Origin of the sequence: Roseomonas sp. E05 (genome assembly GCF_030063475.1) — a bacterium.
Classification (GTDB): Bacteria; Pseudomonadota; Alphaproteobacteria; order Acetobacterales; family Acetobacteraceae; genus Pseudoroseomonas.
Genome location: NZ_JASIRT010000011.1, coordinates 142,421 through 166,250, shown reverse-complemented (window position 1 = coordinate 166,250; position 23,830 = coordinate 142,421). Strand labels below are relative to the sequence as shown.

Sequence of the window (23,830 nt, the reverse complement as noted above, 5' to 3'; positions counted from 1 at the left end):
CCAACCTCGCGCCCGACACTCACGCCGCGCTGGTGCTGGACGGCGCAGGCTGGCACGGCAGCCGCGACCTCGTCGTGCCCGACAGCATCACCCTGGTGCCGCTGCCACCCTACAGTCCGTAGCTGAATCCGGTCGAACGCGTCTGGCTCTACCGGCGGGAGCGCTTCCTCAGCCACCGCCTCCACGCTGACTATCACGCCGTGCGGGATGCCGCCTGCGAAGCATGGCGCAGGCTCACTCCAGACCGCCTCCGCTCCCTCACCAGCTATCCCTGGGTGCCGCAAGTCAGCTCATAGACTCGGCGGTATCAGTCGTCCTCGCGCGGAATGTCGGGGGTGTCCGTGCCGGAAGGGCCGGCACCGGAACTGTCCCGCGGATCGACCCGGTGGGTCTCCCGCAGCAAGGCCAGGGCATCCCGCGCCATGCCCGCCCAGTCGTCGCCGTTTGCCTCATGCAGGGCGCGCAGGCGGGGTGCCAGCCGCGCCACCAGGGCAGTATCCGTATTGTCCAGGTCCATCGGTTTCGTTCCTTGTCCGGTTTGAAAGGCAGCCAGGTTGAGGGCCGGGTAGAGGCGGCACTTGCCGTGGTCCCCGAGCGGGAGGGGGACCACGGCCGCGCCGACGTCAGGCCTGGCGCCGGCCCAGCCCACGTGTCACAAAGCCGATCTGGTCGCGAGTGCCGCGGCGGGCGCCCAGCACCGCCGCCAGCGCACCGAGCAGCAGCGCCGCAACGGTGCCATAGGCGCCGATCGAGGTCGCACGCGCCGTGGCGTCGGCAGCTTGGCGGGCGCGGGTGGCGGCCTCCTCTGCCGTGCGCTGCGCCTCAGCCTCCATCGCCTGGACACGCCGTGAGGCTTCCTCCGGAGGAATGCCGAACTCGGCCGCAACCAGCGCGTCCAGCCGGGCACGCTCCTCACCGGGAAAGCTGCCGCGAGCAATGCGACGTCCGAGCAGGGAGGTGATCTCCGTGCTGCGCTGCTCGCTGGTCATGCTCTGCGGATCGCCACCGGTGCCGCGTAGCGTGTCCCGCGCGCGATCGATCAGAGCGGATGGCGAGGCATCGGGCACCGCCTGTTTGGCGGCGTTGGACACCGCGGAGGCAGCGCCTCCGGCCACATTGCCGACCGCACCGGATACTGTGGAGGCGAGACCCGCAAGCAGGTTGCCGACCAGCACGGCGGAAACCAGGAAGGCGACGGCCCAGACCGCGAGGCCGTGCAGGATGCTGTCCGTGTTATCGGCAGTCCCGGATAGCCGGGCCGCAGTGTAGCCACCCACGGCCAAGGCGAGCGTGTTGGCGATGATGAGCCAGACCGCAGCGCCAATGCCCATGGGGGCTGCGTCCGGCGTGGCATGGGCAACGGCGTCCACCGTGGTCGCGCCGATCGCAACGCCTAGAATGTTGAGCGTGGCCGCGAGTGCCGCGGCGATGAGGCTGCCCGCGATGACCGCGCCCCAGGAGATGCGCGGCGGCAGTGCCGGGCCGCCTTCGGGCAGGGCCGTCGCGCTGCGGACCGCGCCCGTCATGTCGGATGGCATGGGTGTACCTTTCAGAGGTGAACCGGTCAGAGACCTAACGCCGCCCGGCTCGCGGGAGAGGCGCCGCATTTCCGCATAGGGACTATGCGCCTTTGCCGCCTGCCTGCGGGGCCGGTCGGCCACCGCCCCGGTGGACAGATGTCGAACCAGCGACCCATCCGGGTAACCCGCTCGGGCCGCCGGCTCCATGCCCGAACCAGCGGTGTCCCAGCATGGCGGATGACGCGGAAGCCGATACCCAGCAGGTGATTCCGCCGGTCGAGGAGCGCTTGGCCATCGAGCGGCGCCTCGTCGAGACCGGACGGATCCGCTCGGACTGGGCGGCGCCTTCACCACCATCGACCCGCATTCCCGCCACCCGGTGCCGAACCATAGGGTGGCCATGCACATGTTCGAGCGGCTGATCAGCCGTCTGCCGGGCGGCCGCCTGGTTTCCGGCCTGGCAACGGAACGGAAGCCACTCTCCGATACGCTAGGGGAGTTCAAGCTGTGTCCGGACGTCAAGTTCCACGATGGCGGCGACTTTACTGCCGATGGCGTGGTCTTCACCTTTGAGTGCGCACGCAACGTGTCGAACAGCCTCGGTGGCTTCGAGGGCTTCCTGCGCGCTGTCGAGCGGGTGGAGGTGGTCGATCCCGCCACCTCCACAGTGGACGAGGTGGCGCGCGAGGCGCCGCTGATCGAGGCGGCGGAAAAGACCATGGCGGAAGTGCCGATCATCCCGATACAGGAAGTTGCAGCCTGGGTGCCGGTGATCCAGGCTTCCGGCATCACACCGAACTGAGCAGAAGGAGTCGCGCGATGCGGGGCATGGTGGTGGCGGCGCAGCCGGAGGCGACCGAGGCCGGGGTCGAGATGCTGCGCCAGGGCGGCAATGCGGTGGATGCCGCCATTGCCTGCGCCTTCAGCCAGGGCGTGGTCGATCCGCAGATGTGCGGCATCGGCGGCTTCGGTGCGATGCAGATCTGCATGCCGAAGCGCGGCGTGCACACGGTGCTGGAGTTCTTCGCCCGCGCACCGCTCTCCGCCACGCCGGAGATGTGGGCAGACAAATTCATCGGGCAGTCGCGCGACGGCTTCGTCTTCCTCCTCAAGGACCAGTCGAACGACATCGGCTACGGCTCGGTCGGCACGCCGGGCAATGTCGCCGGCTACACCGAGGCCCTCTCGCGCTTCGGTACCATGCCGCTGCGCCCGGTAATGCGGCCGGCCATCGAGCAGGCGCGGCGCGGCGTCATGGTGCGGCCCTATATGCACTACTACTGGGCCATCGACCATGGCGGCGATGGCCAGGTGAACGTCGAGGACAAGCTGCGCTTCAGCGAGACCGGCCGGCAGGTCTATTTCCGCGCCAACGGCACGCTGAAGCGCCCCGGCGACGTGCTGCACAACCCGGACATGAAGCACACGCTGGAACGCATTGCCGAGGGCGGCGCAGAGACCTTCTACCGCGGCGAGATCGCCCGCGCGATCGCCGCCGACATGGCGGCGCAAGGCGGTGGCATCACGCTGGAGGATCTCGCCGCCTATCGCGTGCGCGAGAAGGCGCCCTGCTGGGGCGTGTATCGTGGCCTGCGCGTCGCCTCCAATCCGCCGCCGGCCGGCGGCGGATCGCTGATCGAGCTGCTGCACATCCTCGGCCAGTTCGACCTCGCCGCGCTGGAGCACAATGGCCCCGAGCACCTTCGCGTCCTGGCCGAGGCGATGAAGTGGATGACCATCGACAAGGACGCTCATATGGGTGATCCGGACTTCGTCGATGTGCCACTGGACCGGCTGCTTTCCAGCGAACACGCGGCGGCGCTGGCGGCGCGCATCCGCGCCGGCGAGAAGGCCAGCGTGCCGCGCGCCGGCGAGCCGAAGGACCCGCCCGACACCACCGTCGTCTGCGTGGTGGATGCGGAGGGCAACGCCGTCTCGCTGACCCATACGCTGGGCATCCCCTCTGGCGTCATCACCCCGGGCCTGGGCTTCATGTACAATGGCTGCATGAGCGGCTTCGACCCGCGCCCGGGCCGCGCCGCCTCCATCGCGCCGGGCAAGAGCCGCGGCAGCGCCATGGCGCCCACCATGCTCTTCGAGGATGCGGCGCCCTGCATGGTGCTCGGTGCGCCGGGCGGCACCTACATCGTGCCGGCTCTGGCGCAGGCGATCAGCAATGTCGTGGACTTTGGCATGAGCATGGCCGAGGCCATCGCGGCGCCGCGCATCGTCGCGCTGAGTGACACGATCGACGTCGCCAACCGCATCCCGCACGGCGTCACGCAGGCGCTGACGGAGATGGGCTATCCGGTCGCCCGCTCCTATCAGAGCTACGCCTTCGGCGCACCGCACGGGCTGCTGATCCGGGGCGGGCACTGCACCGGCGGCGCCGATCCGCAGCGCGATGGCATGGCCATGGCGGCCTGAGCGGCCGGCACCCGGCTCAGCCGGCGATCCGTCAGCTGGGCCTCGCCGCGGTGGCGGTGCTGATGCTGGTGGTGCGCTCCCGCAGCGGCCCGCCGGGGGAGAGAAGCTGCTGCCCTGTCCGGCATTCCGCCGGAGGTGGCCAGCAACAGGCCCATGAGCGAGAGAAAGGCGCTAGCCATGAGGTAGATACCGCCATGGGTGACGTTGATCACGCCGAGGTCGCCTCCGTCGCGAAGGCCACCAGCTCGGTACCCTCCTCGACCATGTCGCCCACGGCATGGCGGACCAGCCTGACGGTGCCGTCCATCGGCGCGCGGAGGGTGATCTCCATCTTCATGGCCTCGATCACCACCAACGGCGCGCTCCTCGCCACCGCTTCGCCGGGCCGGACCAGTACGCGCGCAAGGCGGCCCGGCACCGGCGCGATGACACGCTCGCTTCCCGCGGCCTCGGTGCGCGGCGGGGCCAGCGGGTCTTCGTGCACCAGCACGTGGTTGCGGCCGGCGAGGATGACCGTCAGCTCCGCGCCGCGCCGCGCCGCGCCACGCTCAACCGGCGCGAGACGCCGTCGAGTTCGGGCAGCGGGCCGGCCGCGTCCTCGGCAAGGCTGGCGAGCACGCTCCCGCTGGGGAGGCCAAGGCGGAAGCGTCCATCGGGCAGGGGATGGGCACGCAGCATGACGGGAGTGGCATCGCCGCCGCTGCGGCGGAAGCGCAGGTCCTGGTAGCCGTCGCCGTTCATGCGCCAGGCATCTGCGTTGGCCCAGGGCGACCAGGGATCACCGCTGGCCCCCGCGGCGGCTTCGGCCATGGTGCGCCGGTCATGCAGCATGGTCAGCGCGGCCGCGGCCCAGATTGCGGGATCGTCCGCCGCCGCGCCACGCTCTGACGTTGTCGGGGGCAGCAGTTCGGCCGCGTGGCGGGCGATGAAGCCGGTGTCGAACCTGGCTGCCGCGAAGGCGGGATGCTCCGCAATAGCGCGTAGCAGATCGAGGTTGGTCCGCAGGCCGGCCACCTCGTGCTTGGCCAGGGCAACGCCGAGGTGACGCAACGCGGTGGCCCGGTTCTCGCCCCAGACGATGAGCTTGGCCAGCATCGGGTCATAGTGGGAGGTGATCACGTCGCCCTCGCGCACGCCGGTGTCCACCCGTACGCGGCCTGGGACCTCGCGCGGCTGACGCAGATGCGCGAGGGTTCCGGTGGAGGGCAGGAAGTCGCGCCAGGGATCCTCGGCATAGATACGCGCCTCGACAGCATGGCCGTGGATCGCAAGACGGTCCCCGGCCAGGGGCAGAGGCTCGCCGGCGGCGACGCGGAGCTGCCACTCGACCAAATCCTGGCCGGTGACCATCTCGGTGACGGGGTGCTCCACCTGCAGGCGGGTGTTCATCTCCATGAAGTAGAAGGCCTCGCCCTCCGCGATGAACTCCACCGTTCCGGCGCCGACATAGCCCACGGCGCGCGCCACCGCGACCGCGGCCTCGCCCATTGCGCGGCGCCGGCGCCTCCTCAATGACCTTCTGGTGCCGGCGCTGGATTGAGCAGTCGCGTTCGAACAGCGAGACGCAATCGCCATGGGTATCGGCAAAGACCTGGATCTCGATGTGCCGCGGTCCTGTCAGGTATTTCTCGACCAGCAGGCGGTCATCCCCAAAGGCGGCCATGGCCTCGCGCCTGGCGCCTTCGATTGCAGCCTCCAGGTCGCCCGGCCGCTCGACCACGCGCATACCTTTGCCACCACCGCCGGCAGAGGCCTTGACCAGCACGGGGTAGCCGATCCGCGCGGCGGCATCCTCCAATGTGGTGAGGTCCTGCGCCGCACCATGGTAGCCCGGAACCAGCGGCACGCCAGAGCGATCCATCAGCGCCCTGGCTCTGCCTTGGAGCCCATGGCCCGGATCGCCGCCGCCGGCGGGCCGATGAACACCACCCCCGCTGCGCCGCAGGCCTGCGCGAAATCCGCGTTTTCCGACAGGAAGCCATATCCCGGATGGATCGCCTCCGCTGCGGACCGGCGAGCGACCTCAAGGATCCCCGCGGCGGCGAGGTAACTCTCGCGCGCCGGCGCCGGGCCGATGGGCCAGGCCTCGTCGGCGAGCCTTGTATGCCGCGCGCCGGCATCCGCCTCGGAATAGATAGCGACCGTCGCGATGCCAAGCCGCCGCGCGGTGGCGATGACGCGGCAGGCGATCTCGCCGCGGTTGGCGATCAGGATCTTGCGGAACATGCCGGCCCCCTCAGCCCTGACGCCGCACCGTGCGTCGCCTTGGTTCCTCCCCAGGCGCGGAATCCACCGTCTCCAGGAGTGCGCCTGCTCGCATGGTGCTTCCCCTACATCCGGAAGAGGCCGAAATGCGTCGGCGGGACCGGCGCGTTGAGCGCGGCCGAGAGGCCGAGCGCAAGCACGCGGCGGGTATCGGCGGGGTCGATCACGCCATCACCCCAGAGGCGGGCGCTCGCGTAGTAGGGGTGGCCCTGCACCTCATACTGCTCGCGGATCGGCACCTTGAATGCCTCCTCCTCCTCGGCCGACCAGCTTCCGCCACGTGTCTCGATGCCGTCGCGCCGCACCGTCGCGAGCACCGAGGCGGCCTGTTCACCGCCCATGACGCCGATGCGTGCATTGGGCCACATCCAGAGAAAGCGCGGCGAATAGGCTCGCCCGCACATGCCGTAGTTTCCCGCCCCGAAGGAGCCGCTGATAATGACCGTGAATTTCGGCACGGCGGCGGTGGCAGCGGCGGTGACCATCTTCGCCCCATCCTTGGCGATGCCGCCTGCCTCGTATTTCCGACCCACCATGAAGCCGGTGATGTTCTGGAGGAACACGAGCGGCACTCCGCGCTGGGCGCAGAGCTCGATGAAATGCGCGCCCTTCTGGGCGCTCTCCGAGAACAGGATGCCGTTGTTGGCGACAACCCCGACCGGATAGCCCCACACATGCGCGAAACCGCAGACCAGCGTCGGCCCATAGAGGTGCTTGAACTCGTCGAAGGCGCTGTCGTCCACGATGCGGGCGATCACCTCGCGCACATCGTAGGGCGTGCGAAGGCTCGCAGGCACGGCGGCGTAAAGCCCATTGGCTGCGTGGCGCGGCGGAATGGGCTGACGCAGTTCGATTGCCGGCCGCTTCACCGCGTTCAGGCTCGCCACCACCTGACGGGCAATGCCGAGGGCATGCGCATCGTTCTCCGCATAGTGGTCGGTGACGCCCGAAATGCGGCTATGCACATCGGCGCCGCCCAGCTCCTCGGCGGAGACGATCTCGCCCGTCGCCGCCTTCACCAGCGGTGGACCGGCCAGGAAGATGGTGCCCTGGTTGCGGACGATGATGCTCTCGTCGCACATTGCCGGGACATAGGCGCCGCCGGCGGTGCAGGAGCCCATCACCACCGCGATCTGCGCGATGCCCTGCGCCGACATATTGGCCTGGTTGAAGAAGATCCGCCCGAAATGGTCGCGGCCCGGGAAGACCTCGTCCTGGTTGGGCAGGTTGGCACCGCCCGAATCCACCAGGTAGATGCAGGGCAGGCGGTTCTGCTGCGCGATCTCCTGCGCGCGCAGGTGCTTCTGCACCGTCATCGGAAAGTAGGTGTCGCCCTTCACCGTCGCGTCGTTGGCCAGGATCATGCACTCGCGCCCGGCGACCCGGCCGATGCCGGTGACGATCCCTGCCGAAGGGACCTCGCCGCCGTACATGCCATGGGCCGCGAGCTGGCCGATCTCCAGGAAAGGCGAAAGAGGATCGATCAGCGCGCGGATGCGGTCGCGCGGCAGCAGCTTGCCGCGTGCGAGGTGCCGCTCGCGCGCCGCCTCCCCACCGCCGAGCCGCACGCGCTCGGCGGTGGTTCGCAGGTCCTGGACCAGGGCGCGCATGGCCTCCGCATTGGCGCGGCTCTCGTCGGAGCGGAGGTCGAGGGCGGATTCGATCACCGGCATTCAGGCGGTCTCGTTGAACAGCTCGCGGCCGATCAGCATGCGCCGAATCTCGGATGTGCCGGCGCCGATCTCGTAGAGCTTGGCGTCGCGCAGCAGCCGCCCCGTCGGGTAGTCATTGATGTAGCCGTTGCCGCCCAGCGCCTGAATCGCCTCCAGCGCGGTCCAGGTCGCCTTCTCGGCGGCGAAGAGGATTGCCCCGGCGGCGTCCTTGCGCGTTACCCGGCCACGGTCGCACGCCCTGGCCACGGCATATACCTAGGCCCGCGCGGCATTCGCCACCGTGTACATGTCGGCGATCTTCGCCTGCATGAGCTGGAACGCGCCGATCGGCTGGCCGAACTGCCGGCGTTCGCGCACATAGGGCAGCACCACGTCCAGGCAGGCCTGCATGATGCCCAGCGGCCCGCCCGCCAGAATGGCCCGCTCGTAGTCCAGCCCGCTCATCAGCACCTGCACGCCGCGGCCGGCCTCGCCAAGCACATTCTCCGCCGGCACCTCGCAGTCCTGGAACACCAGCTCGCAGGTGTTGGAGCCGCGCATGCCGAGCTTGTCGAGCTTCTGCGCGGTGGAGAAACCCGGGAATCCCTTCTCGACCAGAAAGGCGGTGATGCCACGCGACCCGGCCTGCGGGTCGGTCTTGGCGTAGATCACCAGTACATCCGCGTCGGGGCCGTTGGTGATCCACATCTTGCTGCCATTGAGCACGTAGCGGTCACCGCGCCTGTCCGCGCGCGTGCGCATGCCCACGACATCGGAGCCGGCACCCGGCTCGCTCATCGCAAGCGCGCCGACATGCGCGCCGGAGATCAGCCGCGGCAGGTAACGGCGCCTTTGTTCCGCGCTCCCGTTCCGGCGGATCTGGTTGACGCAGAGGTTCGAATGCGCGCCGTAGGAGAGGCCGACCGAGGCCGAGGCGCGGCTGATCTCCTCCATCGCCACGACATGCTCGAGATAGCCCATGCCGGCGCCGCCGTACTCCTCCTCGACGGTGATGCCGAGCAGGCCGAGCTGTCCGAACCTGAGCCAGAGGTCGGCGGGAAACGCGTTGTGCGCGTCGATCTCGGCCGCGCGCGGCGCAATCGCGTCGGCGGCGAAGCGCCCGACCTCGGCGCGCAGGGCGTCGACGGTTTCGCCGAGGTTGAAGTCCAATGCCGACATATCCGTTATCCCCTCATCAGCACGGGCGCTTCCGGCACCCGCTCGCCGTCCGTGCCGGGACGTTCGTCCCTGCGGCGGAACGCCTCGAGCAGCCTGGCCTCCCGGCTCTTGGCGTGTTCGGCGTGCCGCCTGCGGATGTGCCCGTAGCCGCGGATCTGGTCCGGTAGCGAAGCGAGTTCCATTGCAAGGGCGTGGTTGCCCGGGTGGAGTGACCCGATCAGCTCGTCCAGGAGCCGCTCGTATTCGGCAAGCAGGCGCCGATCCAGCTTCCGGTCTTGGGTAAAGCGGAAGGGATCGAGGGCGCTGCCCCGCAACCGCCGGAGCCGCGCCAGAACCCTGAAGGCATGCAGCACCCAGGGACCGAAGGCATGCTTGCGCGGCTCGCCGGTGGCGGGATCGAGCCTGGCCCAGAGCGGCGGCGCCAGATGGAAGACGAACCTGGTGTCACCCTCGAAGGTCTGCCCCAGCCGCTCCAGGAAGCCGGTCTCGGTATGGAGGCGGGCGACCTCGTATTCGTCCTTGGTCGCGAGGAGCTTGTAGTGGCCCCGCGCGACCGCTTCGGCGAGCCCGGTGCAGCCTGGTGCCCTGACCAGCTCCGCTTCGCGCACCTGCCGGACGCGATCGGCGTAGCGCCGTGCGTAGCGGGCGTCCTGATAGACGGTCAGCTCCGCGACACGGCGGGCGACCCTCTCGTCCAGATCCAGGGAGAGCCTGCGATGGTCGGGAAGGGCCTCGGGCGGCGAGGCCACCCGCTCCACCGCCGCGAGGTCGAGCGCGGCACGCCGCCCCCACAGGAAGGCGTCCCGGTTCATCTCCACTGCCGCGCCGTTCATCTCGATCGCTCGAAGGATGGAGGCGGCGGAGACGGGCAGCAGCCCCTTCTGGCAGGCATGGCCGACCATGAAGAGATTGGTGGCGAGGGAATCGCCCAGCAGCGCCGTCGCCAGCCGCGTGGCCGCAACGAACTCGGCCCGGCCGGGACCGGCTGCCTCGGCGATCTGTTCCTCGATCGCACCGAGCGGGAATTGCGGGTCGCGGACGGCGGCGACGTCGCCGCCCCGGGCCTGCGCGGCAAAGCTGCGGACGAAGTCGCTGGTGACCGAGAAGTCGCTGTTGATCACGGCGCGCGTCGTGCCCGCCGCCAGAGCCTCATCGATGCCGAGCGCATCAAATGCCTGGAGCACATCCAGAAAGGACTTGTCGGTGGTAATGATGCCGAACCGTGCCCGCGGGCTGTCGAGCACCACCCGGTTCAGGCCGTTGGCCCGGGCATAGGCCATCGCGGCATAGACCTTCCAGCGCTGGAGCCGGTACTCCTGCTCCAGCGGCGGGTCGGGCCAGCGGATGGACAGACCGCCCGGCGGCATCTCGAAGTCGGCCGGCAGCCGCGTTTCGATGCGGTGCGGGTCCACCACGATACCGGCGGAGGTCTCGACGGTGTCGGCGATGGCGCGCATCCCCACCCAGCAACCGGAGAAGCGGGACATCGCCCAGCCGTGCAGGCCGAGATCGAGGAATTCCTGCACCCCGGCCGGGTTCAGCACCGGGATCATCGAGGCGGCGAAGATATGGTCGCTCTGGTGCGGCAGCGACGAGGACTTGGCGCCGTGGTCGTCGCCCACCACCGCCAGCACGCCGCCATGGCGTGAGGTGCCGGAGGCATTGGCGTGCTTGAACACATCCACGCTGCGGTCGGCGCCGGGGCCCTTGCCGTACCACATGGCGAAGACGCCGTCGTGCTTCGCACCGGGGAAGAGGTTGACCTGCTGGCTGCCCCAGACGGCGGTTGCTGCAAGCTCCTCACTCACGCCAGGCTCGAAATGGATGCGGTGCTCGGCGAGTTGCTTCGCAGCCTTCCACAGCGACCGGTCAAGATTGCCGAGCGGTGAGCCGCGATCGCCCGAGACGAAGCCGGCAGTGTCCAGGCCAGCCGCCGCGTCGCGGGCCCGCTGCAGCATCGGCAGCTGCACCAGCGCCTGGGTTCCGGACAGGTAGGTCAGCGCGGCGCCCGGCAGCTTCGCTGTCTCGGAGGACCGCGTGCCAGAACCGGGAGGGGGGGAAATCGACCATCGGATTTGGCTCCGTCGATGAGCGGTCGGGCCTCATTCGAGCTTCACCTGACCCGCCCGTGCCATCTCGCGAACTCTTCCGCGAAGGTCTGGAACACCTCCTGTCCACCCGGCCTGGCTTCGGCGCCCGGCCCGGCGCAGGCGCCCTTCACCGGGCCGGCGGGGATCGCGCTGGCGTCGGCCCGCATGTGTGCCGCTGGCCTGCTCAGGCGGGGAGCGGGTGACGACACGCGCCGCACGGGAGGGGTGGGGGCCTTCCGGCTGCGTCCGCCGCTGGTGCGCGACACCTGGGCGCGACGCGGACGGAATGGCCGCCGCGGCGAGGGCGCGGATGGTGCGGCGGAGCGTCGCGGGCATCGCTGACCTCTCCTCCTCGGCCGGATCTTGCGCCGGCTCGGCTGGATGCTGACGCGAGGAGCCCCGCCATCATGGCAAGAAACTCTGCCGAAACGAAACCTTGAAGGTACAGTACATGGACATGTGAGGTGTCGTCTGGTGAGGGTGGCACTCGCCGGCCGGCAGCGCTCAGCCACCAACCCGGGCCCGGTGATGCGCATCCTTGCGGGCGACGTCCTTGCGGCAGTGTGCTATGCTGATGGCCTCTGCCGGGCTGAAGGGCCTCATGCCGCTGCGCCGCGCGAGGGATGAAGCGCCCGAACTGGCCGACACCCCGCCTGCCAGCGGTGTGACGATCTCGTGGAGGACCGCATGACCCTGAGACTTGCCTCGTCCAGCGACGATGCGGCGCTAGCGCTCCGTGACCACCTTCTGCCCTTGGTCCGCGAGCGGGGCATCCTGGAAGTGCAGCGCGATGCAGTCCGGCTGGTCACCCTCCGGACGGGAGAATGGGTGCTCGAGCACTGGACGCCGTTCAACGAGCTCCAGCCAGGAGACGCCTCCTCCCCAGGTTACCGGCACGCCGTACAGCGGCAGCACACTGTGCCCGACCTGCCTTATGGACTCGATGTGTGGCGCGCCGGAGCAAAGGTGCTGAGCGTCCTCTGGGGCGACCGTGGCGCCTTCGCGGTGGTCGATTTTGTCCGCGGCGACTGGGAGTCGGAGGCGCTGGCGCTGTGAAGGGGAGGGCGCATCCGGGCACAGCAGGCAGCCGGCTTTGCGCCCCACGCCAGCGGCCGCATCTGGCCGGGACCGCGGCATTCGAGCGGCCCGGCATGGCAGGCTGCGGCGCTGGCGCCAGCCCCTCCTCCGGCGGAACTCCATCAGACCAGGCGCCCATGCCCTCGCCTCAGCCTCTTGCAGCCGGCCGGTCCCAGGCCGCCAGCCCGGGGACCGGCATGATCCACGGACAAGCCCCATAGCCTCCGAGGCCCGCCCGATGCCGACCTTGATGACCCGCCCCAGCTTCGAGAGACTGGCGCAGGTGCGCACCCGGCTGATCGACCACAGCCTTCCCTCCGCCCGGCCCGGACAGGCGGGCGTTGCCGGCCTGTTCCTGCCCTGGGCCGGCCGGCGCCTGGCTGAGGCTGGCGGCATCTACTGGATCGGCGCCGCCACTGAGGGCGATTATGGTGCGGAAGGTGAGCAGAGCTTCGAGGCCTGCCACGAGAGAGGCGCCAGACTCTGCGACCGGGGCCCGCACGCACACGCCCACACCCCCCTCTGGCTTTTTCTCGACGGCCTGACGCGGGGGCTGCTCGGTGGGTCCTACGACATGACAACGGAGCGCTGGGGTTGGTCCAACCTGCTCAAGATCGGTTGGAGCGTGGGAACGCCTGAGAGCTGGCCGGCGGAGCTGATCGAGCGCCAGCAGCCGGCCTGTGCGGCGGCGCTGCGCGAGGAACTGGCGGGTCTCCGGCGAAGCCTCGTCTTCGTGGGATCGGAGGATGATTTCGGCATCCTCGGCGAGGCGCTCGGGGGCATGCCGGAATGGCACGGCAAGCAGGACGAGGTCACCGGCATCTGGTGGCTCCACGATGAGGTCTCGGGCAACCTCATTGTCCATGGCTGTCATCCCAGCGCTGCACGCCGGGGGCACTTCTCTAAGGCGGCGCTCGAGCGAACGGTGCTGCTCGCCCGGGATCTGCTGCCCCATTTCACCTGAAGGCACTCAGGAGTACGGCCCTGACCGGCATTCCAAGATACGACCGCGGCGAGCTGATCGCCGACACCGTCGTTCATGTGGTCGGCCTTACGGCGGCGCTGGTGGCCTGCGTGGTGCTGGCGGCGGCGGTGCCATGGAGTGCGGGGCCTGGCCCGGTGATCGCCTTCGGCCTCTACGCGGCCGGGTTGCTGGCCATGCTCGGCTGCTCGGCGCTCTACAACCTGGCCAGGGAGACACGGTGGCGGACCCTGCTGCGCCGGCTGGACCACTCAGCGATTTTCGCGATGATCGCCGGCACCTATACGCCGGTCGCCTGGATCGGCATCGGCGGGCTGTGGGGCTGGGGGCTGCTCGGTGCGGTCTGGACCGGCGCCGCGGGTGGGGCGGCGCTGAAGATGGCAGCGCCGGCGCGGTTCGAGCGCGCCTCGATCCTGGCTTATCTGGCGCTCGGCTGGGCTGGGATCGTGGCACTCCGCCCGCTGATCGAGGCCTTGCCGCTGCGCGATCTGCTGCTGCTCGCCGGGGGCGGGCTGCTCTACACCCTGGGCGTGGCCCTCCACCTCATGACAGGCCTCCGCTTCCACAATGCCCTCTGGCATGGCTTCGTGGTCGCTGCGGCGGCTTGCCACTATGCGGTCATCCTCCACCTCGCCCGGACGCTCGGGTGATGGCGGCGGGCCTGACTTCCGGCATGGCGCGCCTCAGCGGCGCATCATGCCCTTGCGGATCTCGCGCTCGACCGCCGAGCGCTCGCTTGAGCCGATGCGGCGGATGATCTCCCGCACGATGGCAGGCGATACGCGGTGCCGCTTCGAGAGATAGGTTACTTCTTCCGCAATCCGCGCATCGGTGGACGGATCGGCCATCTCGGCGTTCGTTTTGCTCTGGCCCACGGTATGTTCCTGGTATGTGGACCTCGCACGGGGCGAGGTAATCGGTCCTGCCGCCATCAAGCACACGGGAGCGGAACGCGCCGCGACCGCGAGGCGGGACACCGGACAGGATCAAGACTCTGGCGACGGGTCTGCGGCGCCTTCGGCGCAGCGGGCCACGGCTCCGCCGGGAAGCAGGCTCAGCCGAAGGGCGAGGCCACGCCGGGGCGGAGCTGGCTCTCCCGCAGGACGCGCTCGTGGCCATCCCGCTGGTTGCGGACGCGGTATTCGCGGTCGGTCCCGTCATTCGGGAGCAGGCGCATGACCGTGTAGGCGCCACGTGGGATGTTGCCGTCGTACCTGCTGGGGAGGAACTCGACGCTTTGGCCCACTGAAAAGCCGTGGGGTTGCATGGTTGATCCTCGCGGGACGGGTCCGGCCCTCATCAGGCCAGGCGGCGGGCGGCCCGCGCGCCCCGCCATCCTTCGTCAGCCGATAAGCTCAAGCACGAGCTGACGGATCTCGCTCTGCGTCAGGCCCTTAGGCTCGGGCAGATAAGGTGTTTCATCGGGGCATGCCGTCCCGACCGTGGAGCCGAGCCTGATCAAGGCTCGCAATGCCGTCTCGTTCACTAATTCCTTTCATGGTGGCTTCACATCCGATGCCACCCTGCGGGGCGATCCTCAGGGAAACGCCCCGGATACACGCGCGACCCTTGCCGGATGCGCGTGGGGGCAAGGTGGCAAGAGCCACCCTGCCCGAAGTCGTCAGGCCTGCTTCAGATTGCCGGCCGAAGTCTTGCCCTGCTGTCCGCGCTGCAGCTCGAACTCGAGCTTGTCGCCCTCACGCGGCTCCTGGATACCGGCGCTCTGGACGTCGGAGATATGCAGGAAAACATCCTTCGAGCCGTCATCCGGCTGAATGAAGCCGTAGCCCTTGGTCGCGTTGAACCACTTGACCGTGCCGATAGCCATGTCGGTGCTCCGTATAGATGAAAGTATACCGCCCTGCAGCATTGCCAGGCGGGTCTAACTTCGAGAGGAGACGGGCACCGGGCTCGGCGCTCGATCATGAGCAAGGAGAGCAGGCCGAACCGAACGAGTTGACAGACACAACATGGGGTATCGCCGCCTCCGCCGCAACCCTAATCGGGAAATCCGGGCTGCATGGCCATCGGCGGCGGCGATGCAATGTTCTCCTGCAGCCACCATATGCATATCCGGAAGTCCGGCGATGCCTTGTCGCGCCGGGCAGGGAACCACGCGCGGCCTGTCAGCCGCTGGCGGGGCCTGTTTGGTGAAAGTTGCTTGGCATGAGGATGACGGCGATGGCGAACAGGCACGTTTACGGAAGTGTCCCCCGCGCGTGGACGGCAGAGGTCGCAGGGGAGGTGCTGTGCGCCGGTGACCGGGTGATGCACCCGGCGCATGGTGTCGGCCGCGTCTCGCACATCGCGGTCGAGGACGTCTCCGGGTTCAGCCTGGAATTCGTCCATGTCGCTTTCGACGAGGTGCAGTTGACGCTGCGCGTGCCCTCGGACAAGGTCCGCAGCATCGGCCTGCGCCGCGTTGCCTCGCCCGTGCTCATCGGCGAGGCCCTGGCTGTCCTGCAGGGGCGCCCGAGGTCGGCCAAGGTCGTCTGGGTGCGGCGCGCCCAGGAATACCAGGGAAAAATCAACAGTGGCGACCCTCGTGTCGTCGCCGAGGTCGTCCGGGATCTCGGCCGCAATGCGATCGCGGGTGTGCAAAGCTATTCCGAGCGGGCCATCTACGAGACGGCGCTGGACCGGCTCGCCTGCGAGGTCGCCGCGGTCGAAGGGATCGAGAAAGCGGCAGCCATCGTCAGGATCAACGATCAGTTGATAGCCCCGGACATCTGAAACGCCCCTCCAGCCCAGGTGACGGCGCGATCTCTGTTCGGCTGCCCGCGGGAAGCCCTTACGGCCTCGCTGGTCGCGCACCCATCACCGCCACAACCGCGGCGCTGAGCCAGCCCGGGAGGTTGCCTTCCATGTGGCTGTTCCGGGCAGGCGCTTTCCGGACCCGGTTGACGGACGAAAGCGCAGCTCCGTCCTCGCTTGAGCCAGCCGAGGCTGGCGACGGACAGAGGGCACCGAAGAAGGAGCCCGCGGCCCTCTCTCATGGCGGGCTGCCATACCCGCCATCTCGCGCCGTTCTGGTGCCCTCGGAAGGCGGCTGGAACTGTCCGCCGACGCTCTGAGCGACACCTTCGCCTCAGGAGGGCGCGCCCTCCTGAGGCTCCATCTCCGCCCGGTGCTTGCCCGCCAGCGCCAACACGGCCCTCCACGGAGGCAGCGCAATGCTCGCAAGGTCCTGGCGTTCAGGCGCTGTCAGATCCTGGGACAGGCCGCCTCATCCCAGGCCGTAGAGCGCATTGGGCAGCGCCAGCGACAGCCAGGGCAGGTAGGTGACCATGACCAGGAACAGCAGCAGCACGGCGAGCCACGGGCTCGCGGCGCGGACGACCTGCGAGACCGACATGCCGGTCACTCCCGAGGTGACGAAGAGATTGAGCCCGACAGGTGGCGTCACCATGCCGATCTCCATGTTCACCACCATCATCACGCCGAAATGGATGGGGTCGATTCCGAGCTTGGTCGCAATGGGGAACAGGATCGGCGCCAGGATCAGGATGATCGACGAGGGCTCCATGAAATTGCCCGCGATCAGCAGGATGATGTTCACCACCAGCAGGAACTGCCAGGCCTCCAGCCCCGCCGAGGTGATCGCCTGGGCGATGCTCTGCGGAATCTGCTCGGTGGTCAGGACGTGGCTGAACAGGAAGGCATTGGCGATGATGAACATCAGCATCACCGTCACGCGCGCCGAGCTGACCAGCACGCCCGGCACCTGCGCGAACCGCATGTCGCGGTAACCGAACACGGCGACGAGGAAGGCATAGACGGCGGAGACCGCCGCCGCCTCGGTGGGCGTCATGACGCCGCCATAGATGCCGCCGAGCACGACGACGATCAGCAGCAGCCCCCAGACGGCCTTGCCGCCCGCCTTCAGCACGGCGCGCGTCGCCGGCCAGAAGCCGGGCCAGGGCTCGCGTGGCAGGCCGAGGCGGACCGCCGCCACCAGGATGGTCGCCATCAGCATCAGGCCGAGCACCAGGCCCGGCACGACACCCGCCATGAACAGTCGCCCGACCGAGGTCTCGGTCGTCGCCGCATAGACCACCATGACGATCGAGGGCGGGATCAGGATGCCCAGCGTGCCGGCGTTGCAGATGACGCCGGCCGCGAAGTCCTTGGAGTAGCCCTTGCGGACCATGCCGGCGATGACCACCGAGCCCACGGCCACCACCGTGGCCGGGCTGGAGCCGGAGACGGCGGCGAAGAGCATGCAGGCCAGGACGGAAGCGATGGCGAGCCCGCCCGGCAGGTAGCCGACGCAGGCCACCGCGAAGTCGATCATGCGGCGGGCGACGCCGCCCGTCGTCATGAACTGCCCGGCCAGGACGAAGAAGGGGATGGCGAGCAGGGTGTAGTTCTCCTGCATCGCCTGGAAGAACTTGATGGTGAGCGAGGCGATGCTGTCCTGCGCGAAGAACAGGATGGTCAGGGTGGCGGAGAGGCCGAGCGAGATCGCGATCGGCACGCCCAGCAGCATCAGCGCGAAGAGCATGACGAAGAGGAAGGCTGTGGTCATGGGGCGGCCCTGAGCAGCCGAAGGATCGGCGGGAGGGGGGTCATGCGTCCGGGCTCACGGGCGCGGATCGTGAAGCTCGCGCAGCGCGTCGCCGGCTTCGTCGGCGATCTCGAAGCCCTGCACCTCGCCCGTCAGGATCAGCTTCGCCTCCGTGCAGAGCCGCAGCAGCAGCAGCAGAAAGCCGAAGGGCAGGATCGTGAGGAGGAGCCACCGCTCGACCGGGATGTCCTGCGCCTCGATGCCCACCACCCGGAGCGTGTCCATGTAGATCCAGGACCCGTAGGCGAGAAGCCCGGCATACACCATGCAAAGGGCGACCGCGATCAGCCCCACGGTGCGGCGGAGCGACGGCGAGAGCGCCTTCACCGCGATGTCGATCCCGAGATGCGCGCGCGTGCGCACGCCATAGGCGAGCCCGAGCAGAACGAGCCAGCCGAAGGCATAGAGAACAGCCTCCTGGCCCCAGAGCAGGCCGCTGTTGAAGACGTAACGCAGCACGACCTGATAGAAGGTCACGAGCGTCATGAAGACGAGGAGGAAGGCCATGAGTCCCTCCTCCAGCCGATGCCAGGCGGCACGCAGCAGTGTCATGTCCGGGCGTGCCGCCTGGTCAGCTCGCCTGTCCTGCCTGCTCGGCCGCCGCGATGATGTCGGCCCCGATCTCCTTCTCGAAACGCTTCCAGACCGGGCGCATCGCCTCGCGCCACTGGGCGCGCTGGTCGGCCGAGAGGGTGTGGATCTTGGCCTTGGATTCGGCGATCTTGGCGCGGGCGTCGTCGTTGAGCTTCTGGGCGACGGTGTTGTTCAACTCGACCGCCTCATGCAGCGCCTTGGTCAGGCCGCTCCGCACCTCCTCCGGCAGGCCGCGCCACCACTTGCTGTTGGTGACCAGCATGTAGTCGATCAGCCCGTGGTTGGTCTCGGTGAAGTCGGACTGCACCTCCTGGTACTTCTGGCTGTAGCAGTTCGACCAGGTGTTCTCCTGCCCATCGACGGCGCCGGTCTGCAGCGCCTGGTAGACTTCGGAGAAGGCAAGCTTCTGCGGGTTAGAGCCAAGCTGCTGGAACTGCGCGACCAGCACGTCCGAGGACTGCACCCGGAATTTCAGCCCCTTCGCATCCGTGGGCAGCAGGAGCGGCTTGTTGGCCGAGAGCTGCTTCAGGCCGTTATGCAGGTAGCCGAGACCGAGCAGCCCGCGCTTCTCGATCGATTGCAGCAGCTTCTGGCCGGTCTCGCCGGCCTGGAAGCGGTCGGCCGCGTCCATGTCAGCGAACAGGAAGGGCAGGTCGAACACCTGGACGGACTTGGTGAAGCGGTCGAACTTGGAGAGCGAGGGGGCCAGGATCTGCACGTCCCCGAGCAGCAGCGCCTCCATCTCCTTCGCATCGCCGTAGAGCTGCGAGTTCGGATAGACCTCCACCTTCACCCGGCCGGGCAGGAGCTTCTCCGCCGCCTCCTTGAACCGGATCGCCGCCTGGCCCTTGGGCGTGCTGTCGGCGACCACGTGGCTGAACTTGACGGTAATGACGCCCTGCGCCCGCGCATGCAGGGCCGGCAGGGACAACGCCCCTGCGGCGGCGGCGAGGGCCGCCCGGCGACTGATGGCGGTGCTCCGGCCATTGGCGTTGACCATGGAAGTCTCCTCTTCTTCTTGCCAGGCGGCTGCGTGCCGCCTCGTTCAATTTTGCTTATCCCGTATTCTGCCAGAAGGTTAAACAGCGATGGAGATCTGGGGAATGATCTGGGAACAAGGCGCTTCAGTCCCGCTGTCCCCTGCGAGCCATGACGCGCGTCGCCTGCGCACCGGTCCTCCATCCCCCCGGCGATTCCCATGAAATCACAGCCGGTCCCCGAAGGGAATTCTCCCTCGGCCGCTCGGCCTGCGCAGGCCGCCAGAGATCGGCGATGATGTACTCCCGCTCGACCGTGGCCGGGGCGGTTCCCGCCTTCAGCGTGGCGTCCGCTTCAGTGCCGCGCCCGGGGCGCGCTCCACCGGACAGGCCTTGGTCTTGATCGGCTGCGGCTCGGCGCAGGACGGGCCGGTGCGGATACCGAATTCTCGGCCGTGCCACGGGCAGCGCAGGATCTCGCCCGCAGGGACCTCGCGCCGGCTGCGTGCTTGCCGAGGCCGAGCAGTGGCCGTTAGTCTGTCGCCGTAATTAAAGAGTGCCCCCTTGAGGGAGCGCCGTCGGGAGAATGTCCATGACTGAACTGTTTCGCCGCAGCCTGTTGCGCGCCGGGGCGGCTGCGGGTGCCGCCAGCCTCTTGGCGCTGCCGGCCCGGGCCCAAGGCAACTATCCCACCCGTCCCGTCACGCTGATCTGCCCCTGGGGCGCTGGCGGCGGCACCGATGCCACGGCGCGCATCATCGGCGCCCTGCTGGAGAAGGACCTGGGGCAGCCGATCAATGTGGTGAACCGCACCGGCGGCAATGGCGTGGTCGGCCACTCCGCCATCGCCACGGCACAGCCCGACGGCTACACCATCGGCATCATCACGGTGGAGATCGCCATGCTCCACCATGCCGGCCTGACCAACCTCACCTGGAAGGACTACACGCCCCTCGCCCTGGTGAACGAGGACCCGCCGGGCGTGCAGGTCAGCGCCTCCTCGCCCCACAAGGACATCAAGGCGCTGGCGGAAGCCATCAAGGCGGCGCCGGCCGGCAAGCTGAAGGCCTCCGGCACCGGCCAGGGCGGCATCTGGCACCTGGCGCTGGTCGGCTGGCTGCAGGCCATGGGGCTGCAACCCGACCACGTGCGCTGGGTGCCCTCGAACGGCGCCGCGCCGGCAATGCAGGACCTCGCGGCGGGCGGCGTGGACATCGTGACCTGCTCGGTGCCCGAGGCGCGGGCGATGCTGGATGCCGGCCGGGCGCGCAGCCTCGCCATCATGGCGCCGAAGCGCAACCCGCAATTCCCCGAGGTGCCGACGCTGAACGAAGCGCTCGGCATCAACTACTCGACCGGCGCCTGGCGCGGCATCGCGGCGCCCCGCAACCTGCCGGCCGACATGGCAAAGACCTTGGTCGCCGCGCTGGAGCGCACCTACAAGTCGAAGGAGTTCACCGACTTCATGCATGCGCGCGGCTTCGGCACGATCTGGGCCGATCCGGAGGGCTTCGCCGCCTTCATGGACAAGTCAGACCGCGCAATGGGCGAGGCGATGCGCGCCGCCGGGCTGGCGCGCGCCTGAAGCGGCGGCGCCCGGATGGCGCATCCCGTCACCGGGGCCATCCGTCCGGAGCGCGGCATGGTGCCGCGCCTGTCCTGCCACGCGCGGCCTTGAAGGCCGCGCCTTGCGGAGCGCATGCCCGATGCGGGTGAACGACGCCGTCCTGGGACTGGTCCTTTTGCTGCTGGCCAGCGCGATGATCTGGCTGACGACCTATTTCCCGGCCTTTCCCGGCCAGGATTACGGCCCCGCCCTGTTCCCGCGCCTGCTGGCCACTGGCCTGATCGTCTGTGCGCTGCTGCTGATGCTGCGCGGCCTCGCCGCGCGGCGCCAGGGCGAACCCTGGGCGGCACTGGCCTCCTGGTGGTCGCGGCCGGGGCAGGTGGTGTCCTTCCTCGTCATGCCGCTGGCGGTGGTGGCCTACCTCCTCTTTGCCGAGACGCTGGGCTTCATTCCGCTCGCCTTCGCGCTGCTGCTGGCCCTGTTCCTGTGGTTCGGCGAGCGGCCGCTGCGGGCGTTGCCGGTCGCCGCCGCCGCCACGCTGCTGATGTACTGGTTCTTTGGCGAGATGATGCGCGTGCCGCTGCCGCGCGGCCTGCTGAACGACATTCTCTGAGGGCGCAGCAATGGACGCAGTCCTGGCGGCCTTCGGGCTGGTCTTCGACCCCTCGGTCATGCTGGTGATCCTGGGGGCGGCGGTGTTCGGCATGTTCGTCGGTGCCATGCCGGGCCTGACGGCAACCATGGCCACGGCGCTGCTGGTGCCCGTCACCTTCTTCATGGACCCGGTTCCGTCGCTGGGCGCCATCGTCACCGCCACGGCCATGGCGATCTTCGCGGGCGACATCCCGGCGGCGATGCTGCGAATGCCCGGCACCCCGGCCTCCGCCGCCTATGCCGACGAATCCTTCCTCATGGCCAGGAAGGGCCAGCTCGACCTCAACCTCGGCGTCAACGTCGTATTCTCGGCGCTGGGCGGCATCGTCGGCGTGGTGTTCCTGGTGCTCTGCGCGCCCGCGCTGGCGGAACTGGCGCTGAACTTCTCCTCCTTCGAGTATTTCTGGCTGGCCTGCCTGGGCCTGACATGCGCCGTCTTCATCGGCACGGGAAATCCGCTGAAGGGCTTCGTCGCCCTGCTGATCGGCCTGAGCGTGACCTGCATCGGCATCGACCCCGCCGCCGGGGTTCCGCGTTTCACCTTCGGCAACGTCGACCTGATGTCGGGGGTCAACTTCATTGCCGTGATGATCGGCGCCTTCGCGGTCTCGGAACTGCTGCGCGGCGCGGTGGCGCTGCGCCAGGAAGGGCATGTGGTGGTGCCGCAGGTGGGCAACGTCTTTCGGGGCGTGGGCGGGGTGATGCGGCGCTACTGGCTGAACTTCATCCGCGGCTCGCTTATGGGCACACTGATCGGCGCGCTGCCGGGGGCGGGAGCGGACATCGCGGCCTGGGTCTCCTACGCCATGGCGAAGCGCTTCTCGCGCACGCCTGAAAAGTTCGGAACCGGCCATGTGGAAGGGGTGGTGGAGGCCGGCGCTTCCAACAACTCGGCCGTGGCGGGGGCCTGGATCCCGGCCCTGGTCTTCGGCATCCCCGGTGATTCCATCACCGCCATCGTGATCGGCGTGCTGTACATGAAGGGGATGAATCCAGGGCCGACGGTGTTCACCGAAAACCCGCAGTTCATCTATGCCGTGTTCATCATCTTCATCCTCGCCAACATCATCATGGTTCCGCTCGGATGGGTGGCGATCAAGAGCATGAAGCAGGTGCTGCGCATCCCGCGCACCCTCCTGCTGCCGCTCATCCTGCTGTTCTGCATCGTCGGCGCCTTCGCCATGACCAACAGCAGCTACGGCATCCTGCTGATGCTGATCTTTGGCGTGCTCGGCTGGTTCATGGAGGAGAACGGCATTCCCGTCGCGCCGATGATCCTGGGTCTGGTGCTCGGCGAGATGCTGGAGCAGAACTTCATGACCTCGATGATCAAGTCGGACGGTGCGTGGCTCCCCTTCTTCGAGCGGCCGATCGCAGGCGCCCTGGGCATCATGACGCTTCTGGTCTGGCTGCTGATGCTGGGCCGCGGCGCCCGCGCCGCGTGGCGCCGGCCCGCCGAGGCCTGACGCCGCTGCAAGGGGTGTGAACGCGCCGCCCGGTTTGGTCCCGCGCCCCATGCCGGGTAAGGCCGGTTTGGCCTGCCTCAAGCCGTGCGGAACTGCCGAGAAGGCTGGCGATACCTTGCGCGGGCCACGTTCCATCTCCGCAGATGCAGCTCTGTCATGCCTTCTCCTCAGCATCCGGCATCACGATATCGTCACGCTGCGAGAAGGCTTCGCCACTGATCAGAAGGAAGCTTTCCGTCATCGGCGAGAGGGCGGTACCCGCCTGTCGGGCATGAAGGCCGTGAACGGCAACCCTGCATTCCGAATGGCGCCGGCTGAAGCCCTGCAGAATGCTGGGGAGGACCGGCGCCATGGCCGGCATGCAGGCCATGGCCAGCGCGCTGTGGCGCTCCTGCCGGATCTCGCCGGCGACGGAGGCGATGCCCAGCCCTGCGGCGAGCACCTGGCTTGGCCGCCTGCAGGTGAAGACCTCTGACGGCAAGACCTGTGCCTCGCTCGCAGGAGCGGTGCATGAAGCTGTCCGCCAGGAACGGGCGGCCCGGCAAGGTCCCTGAGAAGTCCGTCACATCGCCCCTCTCCGCTTCGAACGGTCAGCGGGGCGGCGACCACGACCTCCAGCGAGGCGATGAGCTTGGCCTGAAGCCCGGCACCACCGCCAACCTGCAAGGGCATCGGGCCTGCGCATGCCGCATCCCGCTGATGGCATCCTGGAGCATTTTCCGTTCGCTCCGGCCCATGGAAAACGCTCCAGCCGTTTGTTTTGACGAGCATCTTCACCCGTTCCGATGATGCCCTCCGAACGGGATCTGCTCT

The 23,830-nt window shown here is 68.7% G+C and carries 25 protein-coding genes and 2 pseudogenes; 10 read left to right on the top strand and 17 right to left on the bottom strand.

The window, feature by feature from the left end; genetic code table 11:
* Positions 1-307: 307 nt before the first annotated feature.
* Positions 308-517: a hypothetical protein gene (locus tag QMO56_RS13705; RefSeq protein ID WP_283526498.1), complete on the bottom strand. Its 210-nt coding sequence runs from the start codon at positions 515-517 to the stop codon at positions 308-310.
* A 106-nt stretch (positions 518-623) separates the two neighbouring features.
* Positions 624-1,538 carry a hypothetical protein gene (locus QMO56_RS13700; RefSeq protein WP_283526497.1) on the bottom strand — a complete coding sequence of 305 codons (915 nt, stop codon included), beginning with the start codon at positions 1,536-1,538 and terminating at the stop codon, positions 624-626.
* Positions 1,539-1,926: 388 nt separating this feature from the next.
* Here QMO56_RS13700 and QMO56_RS13695 point away from each other — a divergent pair, with 388 nt between their 5' ends.
* Positions 1,927-2,322 (top strand): ABC transporter substrate-binding protein, encoded by a 396-nt coding sequence (locus QMO56_RS13695; RefSeq protein WP_283526496.1) that lies wholly within the window; start codon positions 1,927-1,929, stop codon positions 2,320-2,322.
* A gap of 17 nt (positions 2,323-2,339) precedes the next feature.
* Positions 2,340-3,947, top strand: a complete 1,608-nt coding sequence (ggt, locus tag QMO56_RS13690; protein ID WP_283526495.1) for a gamma-glutamyltransferase — start codon at positions 2,340-2,342, stop codon at positions 3,945-3,947.
* Between the two features lie 208 nt (positions 3,948-4,155).
* On the opposite strand, the gene QMO56_RS13685 is transcribed toward ggt, so the two are convergent.
* From QMO56_RS13685 to QMO56_RS13655, 7 genes and pseudogenes are all read right to left on the bottom strand, one after another.
* On the bottom strand, positions 4,156-4,437 hold the full coding sequence (locus QMO56_RS13685) for an acetyl-CoA carboxylase biotin carboxyl carrier protein subunit (protein WP_283526494.1): 282 nt from the start codon (positions 4,435-4,437) through the stop codon (positions 4,156-4,158).
* A gap of 26 nt (positions 4,438-4,463) precedes the next feature.
* On the bottom strand, positions 4,464-5,297 hold the full coding sequence (locus tag QMO56_RS13680) for a hypothetical protein (RefSeq protein WP_283526503.1): 834 nt from the start codon (positions 5,295-5,297) through the stop codon (positions 4,464-4,466).
* Positions 5,295-5,808, bottom strand: a pseudogene (locus QMO56_RS13675) (ATP-grasp domain-containing protein); the annotation flags it as partial. The gene QMO56_RS13680 and the pseudogene QMO56_RS13675, both read right to left, overlap by 3 nt.
* Positions 5,808-6,173, bottom strand: coding sequence for a biotin carboxylase N-terminal domain-containing protein (locus QMO56_RS13670; RefSeq protein WP_283526493.1), 366 nt, complete (start codon positions 6,171-6,173; stop codon positions 5,808-5,810). The pseudogene QMO56_RS13675 and the gene QMO56_RS13670, both read right to left, overlap by 1 nt.
* 104 nt (positions 6,174-6,277) lie before the next feature.
* Positions 6,278-7,885, bottom strand: coding sequence for a carboxyl transferase domain-containing protein (locus QMO56_RS13665; protein ID WP_283526492.1), 1,608 nt, complete (start codon positions 7,883-7,885; stop codon positions 6,278-6,280).
* Positions 7,886-9,043 (bottom strand): annotated as a pseudogene (locus QMO56_RS13660) (isovaleryl-CoA dehydrogenase). It lies immediately after the preceding gene.
* A 5-nt stretch (positions 9,044-9,048) separates the two neighbouring features.
* Complete coding sequence (locus QMO56_RS13655; RefSeq protein WP_283526502.1) at positions 9,049-11,001, bottom strand: DUF6537 domain-containing protein; 1,953 nt, start codon at positions 10,999-11,001, stop codon at positions 9,049-9,051.
* Between the two features lie 819 nt (positions 11,002-11,820).
* Here QMO56_RS13655 and QMO56_RS13650 point away from each other — a divergent pair.
* The 3 genes from QMO56_RS13650 to QMO56_RS13640 all read left to right on the top strand — a co-directional run bounded on the left by QMO56_RS13650 (position 11,821) and on the right by QMO56_RS13640 (position 13,842).
* Positions 11,821-12,189: a hypothetical protein gene (locus QMO56_RS13650; protein ID WP_283526491.1), complete on the top strand. Its 369-nt coding sequence runs from the start codon at positions 11,821-11,823 to the stop codon at positions 12,187-12,189.
* Positions 12,190-12,448: 259 nt separating this feature from the next.
* Complete coding sequence (locus QMO56_RS13645; RefSeq protein WP_283526490.1) at positions 12,449-13,174, top strand: hypothetical protein; 726 nt, start codon at positions 12,449-12,451, stop codon at positions 13,172-13,174.
* Positions 13,175-13,251: 77 nt separating this feature from the next.
* Positions 13,252-13,842, top strand: a complete 591-nt coding sequence (locus tag QMO56_RS13640; RefSeq protein ID WP_283526489.1) for a PAQR family membrane homeostasis protein TrhA — start codon at positions 13,252-13,254, stop codon at positions 13,840-13,842.
* A gap of 33 nt (positions 13,843-13,875) precedes the next feature.
* Here the strand turns inward: QMO56_RS13640 and QMO56_RS13635 are convergent, their stop codons facing one another.
* The 4 genes from QMO56_RS13635 to QMO56_RS13620 all read right to left on the bottom strand — a co-directional run bounded on the left by QMO56_RS13635 (position 13,876) and on the right by QMO56_RS13620 (position 15,020).
* Complete coding sequence (locus QMO56_RS13635) at positions 13,876-14,067, bottom strand: hypothetical protein (RefSeq protein WP_283526488.1); 192 nt, start codon at positions 14,065-14,067, stop codon at positions 13,876-13,878.
* A 179-nt stretch (positions 14,068-14,246) separates the two neighbouring features.
* The gene (locus QMO56_RS13630) at positions 14,247-14,459 is read right to left on the bottom strand and encodes a hypothetical protein (protein ID WP_283526487.1); all 213 of its coding nucleotides are present in this window, start codon (positions 14,457-14,459) and stop codon (positions 14,247-14,249) included.
* Between the two features lie 75 nt (positions 14,460-14,534).
* Complete coding sequence (locus QMO56_RS13625; protein ID WP_283526486.1) at positions 14,535-14,678, bottom strand: hypothetical protein; 144 nt, start codon at positions 14,676-14,678, stop codon at positions 14,535-14,537.
* Positions 14,679-14,813: 135 nt separating this feature from the next.
* Positions 14,814-15,020 carry a cold-shock protein gene (locus QMO56_RS13620; RefSeq protein ID WP_283526485.1) on the bottom strand — a complete coding sequence of 69 codons (207 nt, stop codon included), beginning with the start codon at positions 15,018-15,020 and terminating at the stop codon, positions 14,814-14,816.
* A 353-nt stretch (positions 15,021-15,373) separates the two neighbouring features.
* Between QMO56_RS13620 and QMO56_RS13615 the strand changes: the two genes are divergently transcribed.
* Positions 15,374-15,925, top strand: coding sequence for a CarD family transcriptional regulator (locus tag QMO56_RS13615; protein ID WP_283526484.1), 552 nt, complete (start codon positions 15,374-15,376; stop codon positions 15,923-15,925).
* Between the two features lie 493 nt (positions 15,926-16,418).
* Here QMO56_RS13615 and QMO56_RS13610 read toward each other — a convergent pair whose 3' ends face one another.
* The 3 genes from QMO56_RS13610 to QMO56_RS13600 are packed head-to-tail and all read right to left on the bottom strand — an operon-like array spanning position 16,419 to position 19,353.
* Positions 16,419-17,720: a TRAP transporter large permease gene (locus tag QMO56_RS13610; RefSeq protein ID WP_283526483.1), complete on the bottom strand. Its 1,302-nt coding sequence runs from the start codon at positions 17,718-17,720 to the stop codon at positions 16,419-16,421.
* Positions 17,721-17,774: 54 nt separating this feature from the next.
* Complete coding sequence (locus tag QMO56_RS13605; RefSeq protein WP_283526482.1) at positions 17,775-18,311, bottom strand: TRAP transporter small permease; 537 nt, start codon at positions 18,309-18,311, stop codon at positions 17,775-17,777.
* A gap of 19 nt (positions 18,312-18,330) precedes the next feature.
* Positions 18,331-19,353, bottom strand: a complete 1,023-nt coding sequence (locus tag QMO56_RS13600; RefSeq protein ID WP_283526481.1) for a TRAP transporter substrate-binding protein — start codon at positions 19,351-19,353, stop codon at positions 18,331-18,333.
* A gap of 569 nt (positions 19,354-19,922) precedes the next feature.
* Here QMO56_RS13600 and QMO56_RS13595 point away from each other — a divergent pair.
* The 3 genes from QMO56_RS13595 (at position 19,923) to QMO56_RS13585 (ending at position 23,017) form a co-directional block, all read left to right on the top strand.
* Positions 19,923-20,915, top strand: a complete 993-nt coding sequence (locus tag QMO56_RS13595; protein ID WP_283526480.1) for a tripartite tricarboxylate transporter substrate binding protein — start codon at positions 19,923-19,925, stop codon at positions 20,913-20,915.
* A 121-nt stretch (positions 20,916-21,036) separates the two neighbouring features.
* Positions 21,037-21,510: a tripartite tricarboxylate transporter TctB family protein gene (locus QMO56_RS13590; RefSeq protein ID WP_283526479.1), complete on the top strand. Its 474-nt coding sequence runs from the start codon at positions 21,037-21,039 to the stop codon at positions 21,508-21,510.
* A 10-nt stretch (positions 21,511-21,520) separates the two neighbouring features.
* Positions 21,521-23,017 (top strand): tripartite tricarboxylate transporter permease, encoded by a 1,497-nt coding sequence (locus tag QMO56_RS13585; RefSeq protein ID WP_283526478.1) that lies wholly within the window; start codon positions 21,521-21,523, stop codon positions 23,015-23,017.
* A gap of 154 nt (positions 23,018-23,171) precedes the next feature.
* On the opposite strand, the gene QMO56_RS13580 is transcribed toward QMO56_RS13585, so the two are convergent.
* Positions 23,172-23,459, bottom strand: coding sequence for a hypothetical protein (locus QMO56_RS13580; protein ID WP_283526477.1), 288 nt, complete (start codon positions 23,457-23,459; stop codon positions 23,172-23,174).
* 68 nt (positions 23,460-23,527) lie between these two features.
* Between QMO56_RS13580 and QMO56_RS13575 the strand changes: the two genes are divergently transcribed.
* Complete coding sequence (locus QMO56_RS13575) at positions 23,528-23,806, top strand: hypothetical protein (RefSeq protein ID WP_283526476.1); 279 nt, start codon at positions 23,528-23,530, stop codon at positions 23,804-23,806.
* Positions 23,807-23,830: the final 24 nt, after the last annotated feature.

What these genes read in the sequence shown, in the direction of transcription:
- QMO56_RS13705 (WP_283526498.1), bottom strand. Translation starts at nt 517, where the DNA reads ATGGACCTGGACAATACGGATACTGCCCTGGTGGCGCGGCTGGCACCC.
- QMO56_RS13700 (WP_283526497.1), bottom strand. Translation starts at nt 1,538, where the DNA reads ATGCCATCCGACATGACGGGCGCGGTCCGCAGCGCGACGGCCCTGCCC.
- QMO56_RS13695 (WP_283526496.1), top strand. Translation starts at nt 1,927, where the DNA reads ATGTTCGAGCGGCTGATCAGCCGTCTGCCGGGCGGCCGCCTGGTTTCC.
- ggt (WP_283526495.1), top strand. Translation starts at nt 2,340, where the DNA reads ATGCGGGGCATGGTGGTGGCGGCGCAGCCGGAGGCGACCGAGGCCGGG.
- QMO56_RS13680 (WP_283526503.1), bottom strand. Translation starts at nt 5,297, where the DNA reads ATGGTCACCGGCCAGGATTTGGTCGAGTGGCAGCTCCGCGTCGCCGCC.
- QMO56_RS13670 (WP_283526493.1), bottom strand. Translation starts at nt 6,173, where the DNA reads ATGTTCCGCAAGATCCTGATCGCCAACCGCGGCGAGATCGCCTGCCGC.
- QMO56_RS13665 (WP_283526492.1), bottom strand. Translation starts at nt 7,885, where the DNA reads ATGCCGGTGATCGAATCCGCCCTCGACCTCCGCTCCGACGAGAGCCGC.
- QMO56_RS13655 (WP_283526502.1), bottom strand. Translation starts at nt 11,001, where the DNA reads ATGCTGCAGCGGGCCCGCGACGCGGCGGCTGGCCTGGACACTGCCGGC.
- QMO56_RS13650 (WP_283526491.1), top strand. Translation starts at nt 11,821, where the DNA reads ATGACCCTGAGACTTGCCTCGTCCAGCGACGATGCGGCGCTAGCGCTC.
- QMO56_RS13645 (WP_283526490.1), top strand. Translation starts at nt 12,449, where the DNA reads ATGCCGACCTTGATGACCCGCCCCAGCTTCGAGAGACTGGCGCAGGTG.
- QMO56_RS13630 (WP_283526487.1), bottom strand. Translation starts at nt 14,459, where the DNA reads ATGCAACCCCACGGCTTTTCAGTGGGCCAAAGCGTCGAGTTCCTCCCC.
- QMO56_RS13620 (WP_283526485.1), bottom strand. Translation starts at nt 15,020, where the DNA reads ATGGCTATCGGCACGGTCAAGTGGTTCAACGCGACCAAGGGCTACGGC.
- QMO56_RS13615 (WP_283526484.1), top strand. Translation starts at nt 15,374, where the DNA reads ATGGCGAACAGGCACGTTTACGGAAGTGTCCCCCGCGCGTGGACGGCA.
- QMO56_RS13610 (WP_283526483.1), bottom strand. Translation starts at nt 17,720, where the DNA reads ATGACCACAGCCTTCCTCTTCGTCATGCTCTTCGCGCTGATGCTGCTG.
- QMO56_RS13605 (WP_283526482.1), bottom strand. Translation starts at nt 18,311, where the DNA reads ATGACACTGCTGCGTGCCGCCTGGCATCGGCTGGAGGAGGGACTCATG.
- QMO56_RS13600 (WP_283526481.1), bottom strand. Translation starts at nt 19,353, where the DNA reads ATGGTCAACGCCAATGGCCGGAGCACCGCCATCAGTCGCCGGGCGGCC.
- QMO56_RS13595 (WP_283526480.1), top strand. Translation starts at nt 19,923, where the DNA reads ATGACTGAACTGTTTCGCCGCAGCCTGTTGCGCGCCGGGGCGGCTGCG.
- QMO56_RS13590 (WP_283526479.1), top strand. Translation starts at nt 21,037, where the DNA reads ATGCGGGTGAACGACGCCGTCCTGGGACTGGTCCTTTTGCTGCTGGCC.
- QMO56_RS13585 (WP_283526478.1), top strand. Translation starts at nt 21,521, where the DNA reads ATGGACGCAGTCCTGGCGGCCTTCGGGCTGGTCTTCGACCCCTCGGTC.
- QMO56_RS13575 (WP_283526476.1), top strand. Translation starts at nt 23,528, where the DNA reads ATGAAGCTGTCCGCCAGGAACGGGCGGCCCGGCAAGGTCCCTGAGAAG.